Origin of the sequence: Brevibacillus parabrevis (assembly GCF_003710905.1) — a bacterium.
Lineage (GTDB): Bacteria > Bacillota > Bacilli > Brevibacillales > Brevibacillaceae > Brevibacillus > Brevibacillus parabrevis.
In genome coordinates, this window is the sequence record NZ_RHHV01000010.1 from 265,541 (window position 1) to 279,704 (window position 14,164).

Annotated in this window: 14 protein-coding genes; 8 read left to right on the top strand and 6 right to left on the bottom strand. The window is 50.9% G+C overall.

What is annotated here, in order from left to right; translation table 11 throughout:
• Positions 1-43 precede the first annotated feature (43 nt).
• A complete protein-coding gene (locus EDM60_RS13945) occupies positions 44-781 on the top strand; it encodes a gamma-glutamyl-gamma-aminobutyrate hydrolase family protein (protein ID WP_208715206.1) in 738 nt (245 codons plus the stop codon).
• On the top strand, positions 778-1,575 hold the full coding sequence (locus tag EDM60_RS13950) for a M55 family metallopeptidase (protein WP_122964520.1): 798 nt from the start codon (positions 778-780) through the stop codon (positions 1,573-1,575). Before EDM60_RS13945 ends, EDM60_RS13950 begins: the two co-directional genes overlap by 4 nt.
• Before the next feature lie 35 nt (positions 1,576-1,610).
• On the opposite strand, the gene pdxR is transcribed toward EDM60_RS13950, so the two are convergent.
• Positions 1,611-3,041 carry a MocR-like pyridoxine biosynthesis transcription factor PdxR gene (gene pdxR / locus EDM60_RS13955; protein ID WP_122964521.1) on the bottom strand — a complete coding sequence of 477 codons (1,431 nt, stop codon included), beginning with the start codon at positions 3,039-3,041 and terminating at the stop codon, positions 1,611-1,613.
• A 141-nt stretch (positions 3,042-3,182) separates the two neighbouring features.
• Here pdxR and EDM60_RS13960 point away from each other — a divergent pair, with 141 nt between their 5' ends.
• Entirely contained in the window at positions 3,183-4,076 is an 894-nt protein-coding gene (locus EDM60_RS13960; protein WP_122964522.1) for an arylamine N-acetyltransferase family protein, read from the top strand.
• A 195-nt stretch (positions 4,077-4,271) separates the two neighbouring features.
• On the opposite strand, the gene EDM60_RS13970 is transcribed toward EDM60_RS13960, so the two are convergent.
• Positions 4,272-5,339 (bottom strand): NAD(P)/FAD-dependent oxidoreductase, encoded by a 1,068-nt coding sequence (locus EDM60_RS13970; RefSeq protein WP_122964523.1) that lies wholly within the window; start codon positions 5,337-5,339, stop codon positions 4,272-4,274.
• A 173-nt stretch (positions 5,340-5,512) separates the two neighbouring features.
• On the opposite strand from EDM60_RS13970, the gene EDM60_RS13975 reads away from it, so the two are divergent.
• Positions 5,513-5,776, top strand: coding sequence for a DUF1450 domain-containing protein (locus tag EDM60_RS13975; protein ID WP_122964524.1), 264 nt, complete (start codon positions 5,513-5,515; stop codon positions 5,774-5,776).
• A 112-nt stretch (positions 5,777-5,888) separates the two neighbouring features.
• On the opposite strand, the gene mqnE is transcribed toward EDM60_RS13975, so the two are convergent.
• On the bottom strand, positions 5,889-6,992 hold the full coding sequence (gene mqnE, locus EDM60_RS13980; RefSeq protein ID WP_063227400.1) for an aminofutalosine synthase MqnE: 1,104 nt from the start codon (positions 6,990-6,992) through the stop codon (positions 5,889-5,891).
• A gap of 323 nt (positions 6,993-7,315) precedes the next feature.
• Here mqnE and EDM60_RS13990 point away from each other — a divergent pair, with 323 nt between their 5' ends.
• The 4 genes from EDM60_RS13990 (at position 7,316) to EDM60_RS14005 (ending at position 10,471) form a co-directional block, all read left to right on the top strand.
• The gene (locus EDM60_RS13990; protein WP_063227402.1) at positions 7,316-7,534 is read left to right on the top strand and encodes an aspartyl-phosphate phosphatase Spo0E family protein; all 219 of its coding nucleotides are present in this window, start codon (positions 7,316-7,318) and stop codon (positions 7,532-7,534) included.
• Between the two features lie 145 nt (positions 7,535-7,679).
• Entirely contained in the window at positions 7,680-8,039 is a 360-nt protein-coding gene (erpA, locus tag EDM60_RS13995; RefSeq protein ID WP_063227403.1) for an iron-sulfur cluster insertion protein ErpA, read from the top strand.
• Positions 8,040-8,323: 284 nt separating this feature from the next.
• Positions 8,324-8,776, top strand: a complete 453-nt coding sequence (locus EDM60_RS14000; protein WP_122964526.1) for a VOC family protein — start codon at positions 8,324-8,326, stop codon at positions 8,774-8,776.
• Between the two features lie 213 nt (positions 8,777-8,989).
• The gene (locus EDM60_RS14005; protein ID WP_122964527.1) at positions 8,990-10,471 is read left to right on the top strand and encodes a DUF4153 domain-containing protein; all 1,482 of its coding nucleotides are present in this window, start codon (positions 8,990-8,992) and stop codon (positions 10,469-10,471) included.
• Positions 10,472-10,500: 29 nt separating this feature from the next.
• On the opposite strand, the gene EDM60_RS14010 is transcribed toward EDM60_RS14005, so the two are convergent.
• From EDM60_RS14010 to EDM60_RS14020, 3 genes are all read right to left on the bottom strand, one after another.
• Positions 10,501-11,076 carry a hypothetical protein gene (locus EDM60_RS14010; protein ID WP_122964528.1) on the bottom strand — a complete coding sequence of 192 codons (576 nt, stop codon included), beginning with the start codon at positions 11,074-11,076 and terminating at the stop codon, positions 10,501-10,503.
• A 130-nt stretch (positions 11,077-11,206) separates the two neighbouring features.
• Positions 11,207-12,649, bottom strand: a complete 1,443-nt coding sequence (locus EDM60_RS14015; protein ID WP_122964529.1) for a M20 family metallopeptidase — start codon at positions 12,647-12,649, stop codon at positions 11,207-11,209.
• Positions 12,650-12,713: 64 nt separating this feature from the next.
• Positions 12,714-13,955: an MFS transporter gene (locus tag EDM60_RS14020; RefSeq protein WP_122964530.1), complete on the bottom strand. Its 1,242-nt coding sequence runs from the start codon at positions 13,953-13,955 to the stop codon at positions 12,714-12,716.
• Positions 13,956-14,164: the final 209 nt, after the last annotated feature.

A 14,164-nucleotide genomic window follows, 5' to 3' on the forward strand; every position in this document is an offset into this window, starting at 1 on the left:
GCCGGTAAGTGGAAGCTTGTCGGCCCTGCCTCACGAGGGAGCCATGAAGATGAAGCCGATTATCGGTTTGACCACATTTTTGTCCGAACAGTCGAAGTACAGTACGGTAAGCCGAAACTACGTCGACTCGATTTACGCTGCGGGAGGCGTGCCGATCACGATTCCGATCGTAGAGGACAAGACAGATTACAGCGAGTACATAGACTTGGTAGACGGCATTTTGTTCACGGGCGGCAACGATATCGCGCCGTACTATTTTGGCGAAAATCCGCTGAAAGAGCTGCACTCGATGTCTTCGATCCGCGACGAATACGAACTCTCGCTTTTTCGCAAAGCGTATGAGAAAAACGTGCCGATTTTCGGGATTTGCCGGGGCATCCAACTGATCAATGTCGCGCTGGGAGGCAGTCTCTATCAGGACATCTACAGCCAAATTCCCGGCGCTTTGGGGCACTCGCCGACGCAAACAGCTTCCGATGAACTGTACCATTCCATTCAAATCAGCAAACATACGCAACTGTATGATATCTTTGGAGAAGAGCGAATTTTCACTAATTCTTTCCATCACCAATCGGTCAAACAACTGGGAAAAAACCTGATCGCGACGGCATTTTCCGAGGATGGGATCGTGGAGGCGCTCGAAAGCACGGAGGAGCGGTTTTTGCTGGGGGTTCAATGGCACCCGGAATGCATGACCAAACGACATCCGATGTTTCTGAAGCTGTTTTCTGCGTTTATTCAAGCATCGCTTGTCCACAAACAAAAGGAGGTATCGGCATGAAACTGTTTATCAGCGCGGATTTGGAAGGAGTAGCAGGCATCGTCAACTGGACGGAAGCCGACATCGAAAGCTCGTTTTCCAAATACTTTACCGAACAGATGACGAAAGAAGTGAATGCAGCCTGTGAAGCGGCGATTGCGGCGGGGGCAACGGACATTCTCGTAAAAGACGCGCACAGCACAGCGCGCAACCTCGATCCGTCCAAACTGCCTGAGCAGGTGAAAATTTTGCGGGGCTGGACGCGCGATCCGTATTCGATGATGGCAGGGCTAGATGAGAGCTATGATGGCGTTTTGTTTATCGGCTACCACGCGGCGGCGGGGGCGAACGGCAACCCGCTGGCGCATACCATGAACATGCAAAACGAGTATGTCAAAATCAACGGAGAAATCGCCAGCGAGCTGCTGATCAACGTCTACATCGCCGCTTCCATGGGTGTGCCTGCGTTGCTGGTCACCGGAGATAAAATGATTTGCGAGGAAGCGCAGACGATCAACCCGCACATCAAGACCGTTCCCGTCAATGAAGGCATCGGCAACGCAGCCATCTCGATTCATCCGAATGTCGCTCTGCGACAAATCAAGGAACAGGTTCAAGCTGTACTTGCCGATGACTTGTCCAAATACAAGGTGCAACTGCCGGAAACGTTTCATGTCGAGATCGCTTTCCGCGAGCATTATTTGGCTTATCGCGGCTCTTTTTATCCAGGAGCCAAGCAGACGGGCGCCAAGACCGTCGAATTTGCGGCGGACGACTACATGGAAGTGTTGCGCTTTTTGTTTTTTGTTTTGTAAAACGCTGAAAACGAGCTGTTCCGGAGGCTTTGCGCCTAGCGGGACAGCTCGCTGATTCCTTTCCACGCCTGGCTCAACCGTTTGATGCCCTCCTCCATTTTGCTCTCATCCATCCCGGCAAAACCCATATAAATACGCGGATACTCTGACGCAGGCGGAGTCATCCACAGCTCGCTGACATCGTACACCTGCACACCGTTTTCCGCTGCCCGTTTTACCAGAGACGAAGCTGGCTCGCGCGTTTTCACCGTCAACTGGACATGCAGACCTGCATTGTGGCCGGAAATGGTGACGAGCTCGCCCAAATAAGCGTGAAGCAGCTCGATGAACCGATGATGCGCTTTTGCATATGTACGCCTGATCCGGCGAATATGACGGTACCAGTGGCCTTGTTCCATGAAAGCTTGCATGGCCCATTGATCGATCCTTGAAGGCCCCTGATACAAATATTGAATGCTTGGAAGTTTGCGGGCAAGCTCAGCGGGCAGCACCATGTAGCTCATGCGAAGCGCAGGAGAGAATACTTTGGAAAAAGTGCCCAGATAGACGACCCTTCCGGCGTGATCCAGCCCTTGCAAGGAAGGAATCGGCTTGCCGACATAGCGAAATTCGCCGTCGTAGTCATCCTCGATGATGAAGGCTTCGTTTGTGCGCGCCCATTGCAGCAAACGTTCCCGCTCCGGGTACGGGATGATGCTCCCCGTGGGAAATTGATGAGAAGGGGTAATATAGACGACTTGTGCCTGGGAGCGAGCGACTTCGTCCAGAGAGATCCCTTTTTCATCGACGCCGATCGGTGTGACCCGATAGCCGCTTTGCAAAAAATGGTCGCGAACAGGGGCATAGCCAGGCTCCTCAAACGCGATATGATTCACACCTTGCAGGAGCTTGATCAAAATGGCGATGCTGTATTGAATCCCGGAGCTTACGACAATTTGTTCCGGGACGCAGCGAACCCCTCTTGAATGGCGCAAATAGGACGCAAGAACGGTACGAAACGAAAGCTCGCCCTGTGGATCGCCATAACTGCAAATTTTGTGTTGGGCATGATCCAGCGCATGGTGCAGCATCTTTCGCCAAAGGCGAAAAGGGAAGGTCTGTTCATGAATGGCTGAAGGGCGAAAATCGATCAGGGCGGAAGCAACTCCGGGCGCGAAAGGCAGCGATGACAGGTCTTTTTGGTCAACCATCTGTCTCGTTTGTGTCTGGGGCGGCTCTAACTGGAACGGACTGGCTACATACAGACCGGAGCGGGGCTTGCTGATCACATAGCCTTCTGTCACCAGCATCTGGTAGGCGGTTTCGACCGTCGTTTTACTGATGTGCATATGCTGCTGAAGCGATCGGATCGAAGGCAAGCGGGAGCCGTACGGCAAATCGCCGTTTTTAATCTGGTCGCGTATTTGCGTGTACACCTGTATGTACTGTGGCTCGGGAGCGTGACTGTTGATGGAAAGAGAAAGCATCTGACGACAAGCTCCTTTCGCATCTGTCTTTAAAAAATACTTCGAAACTGTCTCTTTTTGCAGGGGCAGTTCTAGTATAAATTGAGGGAGGATTCCCTTCAACAAAAAAGGGAGGAAGAAAGCTGGAGCGGAGGTTGACCGATGATATTGACGAGAGAAGAACAAAGAGCGTATGTAAAACGTCTGGGCATAGCGGATATTTCAGCTCCGACCAAATCGTACTTGTTTGAACTGCAAAAAGCGCATGTACACAAGCTGCCCTGGCAGACGCTCGATATTTTTGCGGGAAAGCCAACCACTATCGAGCCGCGTGAAACCGTCCAGATGGTGATAGCAGGCCGGAGCGGTTATTGCTTTCATCTAAACGGGGCGTTTGCTGCGTTGCTTCGTTCGTTGGGATATAAAGTTTCCATGCATCGGGCAGGTGTTCAGCCGCTGGGAGAAGCGCCGCGGGTCAACTCGTTCCACCTCGGTTTGACTGTCCAACTCACAAATGATGCGGGAGAAGAGGAAAACTGGCTGGTCGATGTCGGCCTCGGAGATATGCCTGTAGAACCGTTGCCGATGCGCTTTGGCGTCTATGAGCAAAGTCCGTACACCCACAAGCTCCTGCCGTCGAGTGTTGCGGCTGGGGGATGGCGTCTGGATCACGACCCCGAGGCCAATTTTGCCGGAGTAGACTTTGCTCCCGAAGTTGTCGAGGACATTCGTGTATTCCAGCCCAATCACGAGCATTACTGTCATTCCGCTGATTCTCCGTGGATCAATCTGTTTCTCATCCGAAACCGGAGCGAGCAGGCGTCCAACGAGCTGCGGGGGTGCATCTGGCGAAAGCATGACAAAGACGGCATCCGCAAGATGGAGATCGAATCGAAAGCCATGTGGCTCGAATTGCTGGGAGACATGTTTGGCGAGCATCTCGTTCATTACAACAGTCTGGAACGGGACGCGATTTGGCAAAAAGTGTGCGCGAAGCATGAAGAGTGGAAAAGGGCGCAGGAGCGAGAGGCTGGGCGGACGGAGACGACTATGTAAGCAACACGAATACGGCATCCGAAATCCCCTGCCTATCCTCGATCATAGCCCCACACCCCATCGTAATCAATGTTTCTTGACCAATCAGGCGGCACATCGTTTGGATACGTTCATTCATTTGAACATTCACGCCTTTTCAGCATGCATGACACAAAAAGAAAACCTGTTTGACCAACTGGCCAACAGGCTTGCATGTTATCCCATATGTTTTTTGTACATCCAGAGCTGACCGCTTTTGATGACGCGTGCCATCTGGCCGACCAGAGACATTTTCCCCATGCTGGCAAAGCCCTCTTTTTTGCCGAGGGAGCCGAGGAAGCCCTTGTGCTTGAGCGCTGGCAGCGAGGCAGGGTATTCTTCGCCCTTAATGTCTTTTTTCAGCATCATGGCGATTTGGTCACCTTGAATCTCGGCTGTCTGGGCGCTCGGCGCAATGATCGTGCTCGCACAGTCGCCTACGACGTAAACGTTTGTATGGGTAGGAATCTGGTGATACTGATTTAACTTGGCGCGTCCGATGTTGTCTGTCTCAATCGGCAGGGAGCGAATGATGCGATTGGCCTGAATACCGGCTGTCCACACGATGACATCGCTTTGAACCGGCTGGTTGTGGTTGTACACCACTCCCGGTTCGATTCCTGTTACACAAGCCATGGAGACAAGCTGAACCTCATGCTCGATAAACCATTGGGAAGCGTATTCCTGCAATTTTTTCGGGAATGGGCTCAAAATGCTTGGGCCGCGGTCGATGATGCGCACGTTCAGGTCGGGACGGCTTTCGCGCAGTTCTGCTGCCATTTCCACGCCGGAAAGTCCACCACCCACAACGGTAACCGTACCATATGGATTCACATTATTGATTGCCATGTATGTGTTGCGGGTAGCTCCCATGGATTGGATCGAGCAAGTAAACTGCTCTGCACCAGGTATGTCATGGTAGCGATCCTCACAGCCCAATCCGATGACGAGCCAATCGTACGAGAGGGCGTCCCCGTTTGCAAAATTGACGACCTGCTCGTCCAAATCCACTTCGCTGACTTCGCCGTATTTGACAGTCAGGCGCGGATCGTTTGGAAAATTAACTCGCAAGTGAGATTCTGGCGTAGTACCTGCTGCCAGAGCGTAGTACTCCGTTTTCAAGCCGTGAAACGGCATACGGTCTACGAGGGTAATAAACACGTCGTCTGGTAAATCAGGGGACAGGACTCGCTCGATAATACGAAGACCCCCGTATCCTCCACCAAGGATCACAAGTCGTTTCATAGAAGGTCTAGTCCTTTCTTCTGTCCGTTTTTTACAGCACCCATTCTATTTTTAGTCTCTTTCCGTAAAAATGCAAGCAGAATCTTTTTCCCGTTTTCTCCGCTGGATTTTTGCAAAAGTCGCGGTACAATAAAGTACGTGACGATGTTGGAATAATCGGTAGGTGAAGATAGATGAAACCTTTGGTAGAATTTTGCGCGAGCAACGTAGCTTCCTATACACAGCCTGTCGTGGACGCTCTGGAAAACGACCCCGAGCTGGACGTCGATGTTCTTGAATACGGCTGTCTCGGCTATTGCGGAGAGTGCTATATGGAGCCGTTTGCCCTGGTAAACGGAACGCTTTTGCAAGCTCCGTCGGCCGATGAATTGCTTGTGAAAATCAAGAACTACTTGCGGGAGGAAGAAGCGCTGCTGAATGCAGACTTTCCTCTATAAGCTGTTTTCTTAGGATGTTCATTGAAGGCCGCGAAAAAACGCGTGTGTACGGAAATAAAAAAGAAGCTGATGTCCCACGACGCGACGGTCGGGCATCAGCTTCTTGCCGTTTTTAGTGTTCTTTGATGACGTTGTAGAACGTATCGCGTTCCAGGGCGCGTTTGCCAGCGCCTTTGATCAGCCAGACGAGTTCGTCAACCGTCAAGGCTTGCTGGGTGAGCGCTCCGGCCGAGTGGCTGATGCGCTCTTCAATCAAAGTACCATGTGCATCGGAAATACCCATAGTCAGCGACAGTTGCGTCAGCTGTGTACCGATATTAATGAAGTAAGCTTTGATGTGCTGGAAATTGTCCAGCATGAGGCGGCTGATTGCCATTGTTTTCAGGTCGTCGATGGCAGAGTTGCGGCGTTTGATGCCGGCAGTTGCCTTGATCGGCTGAACAGCGAGCGGGATGAATACCATGAAGCCGTTTGTATCGTCTTGCAGCTCGCGCAGGCGCAGCATGTGAATGACGCGCTCCTCCAAAGTCTCGATGGAGCCGTACAGCATGGTTGTATGTGTCCGGAACCCAAGCTCATGAGCGGTGCGGTGAACTTGCAGGTACATGTCAGTGCTCGCTTTTTCCGGGCTCATTTTCATCCGGTAGCGCTCCGTCAAAATTTCGGCGCCGCCGCCAGTCAGCGTTTCCAGACCTGCTTTTTTCAGCTCGAGCAAAACTTCGCGAATGGACAGACCGGAGATGCGGGAGAAAAACTCGATCTCTGCACCTGTGTAGGCTTTCATGGTGACATCCGGGTAAGCTTGCTTCAGGATGCGCACGTTGTCGAGATAGTATTCAAACGGCTTGTGCTGATTGTGGCCGCCTACGATGTGAAATTCACGAATCCCTGGATGAAAGCGGGTTTCTACATAATGAAGCAATTCTTCTTTGCTCATTGTGTATGCACCCTCGTCGCCTTCATCACGACGAAATCCGCAAAATCTACAGTGAGCTTCGCAAACGTTTGTCGGATTGATGTACAAGTTTTGCAAAAAGTAGACTTTATCTTCGTTTTTGCGGTAATTGACGACATTTGCCAATTGTCCGATCGTCAAAAGATCGTTGGAGTTAAAGAGAGTAACGCCGTCTTCCAAAGTGAGGCGTTCGCCGTGCATGACTTTTTCCGCGATTCCGGCGAGCGATTTGTCTTGGATGGCAATGGTTTCAAGCGCCATTCCAAACACTTCCTTTCTAGGTCGAGTGGTAAGGGATAAGAGCTGTTCGTCCAGGCCATGCCCAATCAGAAACGTTCCTTGGGGGTGGAGAAAGCTCAATAAAAAGGGAAAATCTCGGGCAACAAGGCATCTATATTATAAACCTGTTAGTATGTACGAACAATAAGATAAGTTCTCCAACTGTTTGCTGTAAAATTCTAACATTTATCGCCATATTTTTGTTGCATTTTTGGGGGAATGTGGGAAATTTTGTTTGCGAAATGATGGCCGTTCTTGTAAAATATAGTAAGAAAGCCTGATCTACTATTAGGAGGAGCTTCATAATGCGGGACGTTTTGCTCGAAAAAATCGAACTCCTTCGACAGCGTATGGTAATTATGGGGTTAGAGGTTGGGTTGGATCATCCAGAAGTCCTAGAATACAGTATGCAAATTGATCAACTACACAACGAACTGAACCAGATAGATCATAATCTGTCTAAGGTAGGCCGAAAGAAGACGTATCGTTTTTATTTAACCGAGAACAATGCTTTTTTTGCATAAGGAGGGGGAGCCCTTCTTTTTTGTTTGCCTTTTTCCAGCAGTATGAGCGCCCGAAGTGCAGGGGAACCTTGTGAGAAGGGTTGCATCTTTTGTATACTGAACATATAGAAAGGGTAAAGTTAGCCTGCAAAGGAGGGAGTCAAGCATGATTACATTGACAGAAAAAGCCAGCTTGAAAGTAAAAGAGATGTTGGCAGCAGAAAACAAGCCCGGGATGTTTTTGCGGGTAGGTGTTCGACCTGGCGGTTGCAGCGGCTTTACGTATGGGATGGGCTGGGATCAGGAAATGAAGGAAGGCGACGAAACCTTCGAACAACACGGCGTGAAGATTGTTGTCGACAAGGACAGCTATCTATACATTAAAGGTACCGAGATTGATTACAAGGAATCGATGATGGGCGGCGGCTTTTCCATCGAAAATCCGAATGCCATCGCTTCTTGCGGCTGTGGGTCGTCCTTCAAGACCGCGCTGGCAAAAGGCAAAGAGGAAAAATGTGACGATTAAATTTGGGCTAGACTGTATGGAGAAAACCTCTTTGGTTCGTGTGGATCGAATGCACGAACCGAAGGGGGTTTTTTATTTGTGGCTATGTTAAAACGCCGTACAAGGAACCGTGGAAATGGACGAAACGTATTTCTTGTTCTCCGAAAAGGGCAGTTTCGTTTAATGATTAAAAATAATATGCAGGAGATAATAGCGTAACTCCGAATTGTTAAATTACAAAAATATTAGAATTTTTCGTAGTTTACTATACTGTGATTTATCTGTACACATAAGGAGATAAAACTATGGACAAAAACAAATTGCTAAGAATGGACAATGTTGGCATCGTTGTAGAATCCCTTGATGACGCAATCGCTTTCTTCGAGGAGATTGGCTTGAGGCTCGAAGGGCGAGCTACTGTCGAAGGCGAATGGGCTGGTCGCGTAACCGGACTGGGTTCGCAGTGTGTAGAGATTGCTATGATGGTTACCCCGGATGGCCACAGCCGACTTGAACTTTCGCGCTTTCTCACCCCACCCACTATATCAGACCACCGAACTGCTCCTGTAAATTCCCTCGGTTATCTACGCGTCATGTTCGCGGTTGAAGACATTGACGAAATGGTATCCAGACTCACTAAGCATGGTGCTCAGCTCGTTGGCGAAGTGGTTCAGTACAAGGACTCGTATCGGCTCTGCTACATTCGTGGAGTTGAAGGACTGCTGATCGGTTTGGCGGAACAGCTCGGCAAAAAATAAGGGACGTTTAGTCGTGATGCATGAACTTTACTAACGGGTACGATAGCCCAATAAGCCGCCTCTTCCATGGGGCGGTTTTCTTATCGTAAAATATTTATTTCTTCCAGCATTTGTAACAAATGACCAAGCCCGCTCGTACTAACTACAAGCAGCTGCCGCATAGCTGCGATCTCTGTTCCTTTCAGAAGAGGAAAATCACAAGGAGTGAAGGACGTGGCGGAACGGTCACAGGAACAAAAAGCTTACCAGTGGTTGCTGCTGGGGGCTTTCGGAATCGGCTGTCTTGGCGATTTGCTGTTTTACGGCAAAAATTATGGCGTATCGTACCCGCTGTTTTTTATAGGAATGTATGCGCTGTTCGTATGGCAAGCCAAGCTGCATCAGAGACTGAGCTTTTCACGGGAAAACAAATACATCTGGCTTCTGTGTGTGCCGATCGGCATGTTGTCGCTTACGTTTGCGCTCTTTTCCAATGGCTACTTTCACTTGTTCAACTTCGTGCTGGTGCCGATGCTGTTTGTGCTGCAAACGATGCTTTTCACCGGGCGCCATAAAGCGAAATGGCATGAGATCATGTTTGTGGGAGAGCTGTTGGAGATATTGGTTTACTATACGCCGAAGCATACACGGCTGCCGTTCATCATGATCAAAGGATCGGTCAAAGGCCGGATGAACCAGCGAAACTACGGCGTGTTGAAAAAAATCATGACCGGACTCTTGATCTCCTTGCCGATTTTGCTCGTCGTGCTGACCTTGTTGTCACAAGCGGACCGCGTGTTTGGCCATTTTCTGAATGAAATTCCCGATATGCTGATTGATGTAGATTCAGTCGAAGGCATGTTTCGCCTGTTTGTGATCGGACTTGTAACGCTAGTGGTGTTTGGCTACATGTACTCCCTGTTTGGCAAACGGGCAGACACGGTGGAGCTTCCGCAGCCGCAAGAGCAGGAAAAGATCGTCTGGGACGGGATTATTTTGGTGACGATCCTGACGATTATTGATGCCGTGTATGCTGCTTTTACATACATCCAGATTTCGTATTTGTTCAGCGGAGCGAAAGCAGCTCTCCCGGAAGGACTGACGTACGCCGAGTATGCCAAAAACGGCTTCAACGAGCTGCTGACAGTGACGGTCATCAATTTCATCATCTTGCTTGCCACACTGTATCTCGTATCGCGCAAAAATCGGCTGTTGTATCGCTCTGTACAAGTGTTGCTCACGCTGCTTACGGTCTGTACCAGCTTTATGCTCTTTTCGGCGTACTATCGGCTGTCGTTGTACGAAGCAGCTTATGGCTACACGCATACCCGTTTGCTCGCTCATCTGTTCATGATTTTTTTGCTGATCCTGTTTGCGATCGCCTTGTGGAAAATTTGGCGAGACAGCTTTTCGTTGTTCAAATATTACGCGCTCGTGACGCTCGCGAGCTACGTGTTTATCAACTACATCAACATGGACGTCATCATCGCCCAAAATAACCTAGAGCGCTATCGGGCAACGGGAAATATTGACGTCGAGTATTTGGGCAGGCTTTCGTACGATGTGGTGCCGTATTTGCAGGAATTGAAAGCGGACGAATCGTTGAAAGCAGCTGTGACGTATGAGCTGGAAAACAAATGGGCGGAACTGCGCGGAGAGTCGAGCTGGCAGTCGTTCAACTGGTCGAAGTACAGGGCGAAGCAGTACCTTCCCTAACCAAAAAGCAAAGCGGAGACGAGGGGCAGCTATCGTCTCCGCTTGCTTTTTTGGCGATAAAAAAAGAACAAGGCGATGACACAAAAGACGACCGCAACTGCGCCAGCGAAAGCGGGAAGCGTCCAGTCGCTTGCAGACGAAGGGGGCGGAGGGAGCGGAGCGCTTCTGGTTCCCAAGGCTTGCAAGTCTTCTGTCGCATCGGCGAGCAGGGTGGTGCGGGTGCAAATGTTTGTCTCCAGATCGCTGTGCTCCCAGTACGAGGCGTAGACAAGGTATTCGTCTCCCGGCTGAAAAGGAATGCCGCATCCGCCGCCCAAGCCACTCGTGACGACGAGCACCTGTGATTGCAAGGCCCCTTTCCAGACAGTCTGCACTTCAAACGTAACATCGAAGCCGATTCTTGCCGGGGTAGACGAAAAAGGCATTCTCACAGGCTCCTCGACGCGAAGCACTTTTCCGCTGAAGACGGCAGCAGATTGCCCCAGCGCTGTCACCGGATCGGGAGCAGGAGCACAACTGCAAGCCGCTGCCGGACTTGGGCTGAGCAAAGAGGTAACGATGACGGCGACAGCGAATAGCCAGTATGGTATGGCGCGAAACAGCATGGAAAATCACCCCCGGTATTTATTTGACGAGGGAAGAGGGAGAGTGTTCCAGTTGTGCCCAAAAAGCCCTTGCCGCTCTGAAAAAAAGAGCGAAGCAAGGGCTTTTATACGATACAGCAGGTTTATCCTATTAGCGCCGAGCGGCTGGCTTGATGTCGGCCGGGATTGGGCAGACGTAGGAGGTGCCGTCCAGCTTTTCTCGCAGCTCGGCTTTGGCCTCCGCGATTTTTTCCGGGTGAAGCAGGACGTCGATGGCGGTTGCGGCCATGACTTTGCCCGCGTGCAACATTCCTTTGTGGCCGATCGACATGCCGCCTTGGGCTACGGCTTGCCACGAATGCAACTGGGTGCCCATCGCAAAGCACGTCGTTGAGCATTGGACAGTCGGAACGATCCAACTGACATCGCCCACATCAGTCGAGCCCGACATGAGTCTTGCTTGCGGAAGCAGAGGCAGGAGTACAGTGGAAAGCTCCTCGCTGCCCAACTGCTCTGTCAGCTTTTTACCGGATGCCCCCATGACTTTGGCAATCATGTTCAGATCGCTGCTTTTGTCCGACTCGGGAATCGTCTCGCGAATTTGGCGGGCGAAGTTCTGCTCTTCCTCGGTAAAAGCAGGAGTGCCCAACTGTTTGAAATTGTCGTACATGACGCGCTCCAGCGTCTGGTTCGGAATCAGGTTGGAGCATGCTTTGTCAAAAATGATGTCCACGGCCGTCTCCGTCATCATGGCCGCTCCCTGGGCAATCTTCCTGATCCGTTGATAAATTTCTTCGACCTGCTTCGCATGGGGAGCGCGGATCAAATAGAGCACGTCCGCTTCCGCCTGCACGACATTTGGCGAAAAGCCTCCCGAATTGGTAATCGCATAGTGCACGCGGGCTTCCGGGATGATGTGCTCGCGCAAGTAGTTGACCCCGATATTCATCAGCTCGACGGCATCGAGGGCGCTGCGGCCAAGGTGCGGTGCAGCCGCGGCGTGAGCAGCCTTGCCTTTGAACTTGAAGTACACCTGATAGTTGGCGAGGCTGCTGATCGACATGAGCGTGTTAAACGTTTGCGGATGCCAGCAAATCGCGTAGTCCGCATCGTCGAACAAACCTTCGCGAGCCATGTACGCTTTGCCGGAGCCGCCCTCTTCTGCCGGACAACCGTAGTAGCGCACGGTCCCTTCCAGTTGGTTTTCTTCCATATAATGGCGAATGGCGACTGCGGCAGCCAACGATCCTGTTCCGAGCAGATTGTGGCCGCAGCCGTGACCGTTTCCGCCTGGCTGGATCGGGGTGTGGGTAGCTGTTCCGCGTTCCTGACTTAGCCCGGAGAGAGCGTCGTACTCGCCCAAAATAGCGATCACCGGAGCACCGCTCCCATAGCTTCCGACAAAAGCCGTCTCGATTCCCGCCACGCCTTTTTCTACTGTGAAGCCTTCGTTTTCCAATGCCTCGCATAAAAGCTCTGCGGAGCGAAATTCTTCAAAGCGTGTTTCGGCAAACTCCCAAATCCGGTCGCTCACATACGTGAACCATTCCTTTTTTTGCTCGATGATTTCAGAAATGCGTTGATGATAGGACATAATAACACCTCATTGTTCCATTCTTTTTTTGCATGCTGGCTTGCGCCGCGCGTACAGTCTGGCGCTAGTTGCCGACGGGAACCGAGCTGGCAGGTTCGCTCGTGGCTGGCGGTACTGTGCGAATCGTCATCCCGATAAAAAACGGAATGGCGACAGCGATGATCAAAAGCCAAAATGCTGCATCATAGGAGCCGTTGAACTGCTGGATCATGAAGCCCATGGCTGTCGGCGCGATCACTCCTGCGAGCTGCCCGCCGAGATAGATCAAGCCGGAAGCGGCACCGACAGAAGACGCGTCTATGTATTTGAGCGGCATCGTCAACGTAGTGGTAACAGCTGCGGCGAGACCGATATTGGCAATGGCCTGATAAAAGACAACCAGAGCGACGGTAGGAGCTTTCGACAAGAGATAAAGCGCTATGATGCCGATGAAAGAACCGATGACAATCAATAATTTTTCGCGGCCTACCATTCGTTTGTCCAACAGCCAGCCAGTGATGAGAACCGTCACAAAAGACAGAACGGCTGGAATCGCAGCCAATGCCCCCATGGCTACCATATCGAGATGGCGAACCTTGACCATGTAGGAAGGCATCCAGGACATCATGCCCCACGTTACCATGGAGATGCCGAAGTATATGGCCATCAGCTTCCAGAGCATGGAGATTTTCAAGAGCGAGCGGAGGGGCAGCTTATCCTTTTTCGTTGTTGCCATACTTTCTGCTGCTTTGGTTGGGTGTAAAAATTTGGCGTACAAAAGCGCTAAAAACAAGCCGAGAACACCGAGGATGACGAACATGATTTGCCAGCCGAAGTGTTGGGACAAGCTGGCGGCTACAAGCGTGGCGAGTACAGACCCGATGGTGGTGGCAGAGGTCAAGATGGACTTGGCCCGGGCGCGTTCATGCTGCGAAAAGCTTTCCGCTACCGCAACAGAGCTGGCGGAAGGATAGCTTCCCTCGCCGATTCCGAACAGAAAGCGGATGACGATGAGCGAGAGGAACGACCAGGCAGTACCTGTGAGGATCGTAAAAAGAGACCAGACGACGACGGAAACGAGAATGACTTTTCGCGAGCCGAATTTGTCGGCGAGACTGCCCCCGATCGGCTGCATGATCGCATAGCTCAGAAAAAAGCTGCTCAAAATCAGTCCGACCTGGGTTTCGGTCAGGCCAAATTCCTGGGAAATCGGGATCACGGCAACGTTGATGGCAACCTTGTCAAAATAGTTGATAATCCAGCCGAGACAGAGAAGTCCGAGGACCAGGTACTTGTTCTTGCTGTTCGCTACTGCGCTTGTGTTCATCGTAAGGCCTCCTTGTTAGCGTTTTCATGGTTGGATGCGAATGGTGCAAAAAAAACATCGGCGAGCAAGTCGGAAGGCAGCACACTCCTTTAAAAACTATTTTTGGACACTATAAAGACGATTTCTAAAAACAACTTTACGGCATTGTTTTGAACATTGCAAGTCTTTTCAAAATATTTTCAAAGAGGCGCAAATCTCCTATAATGACA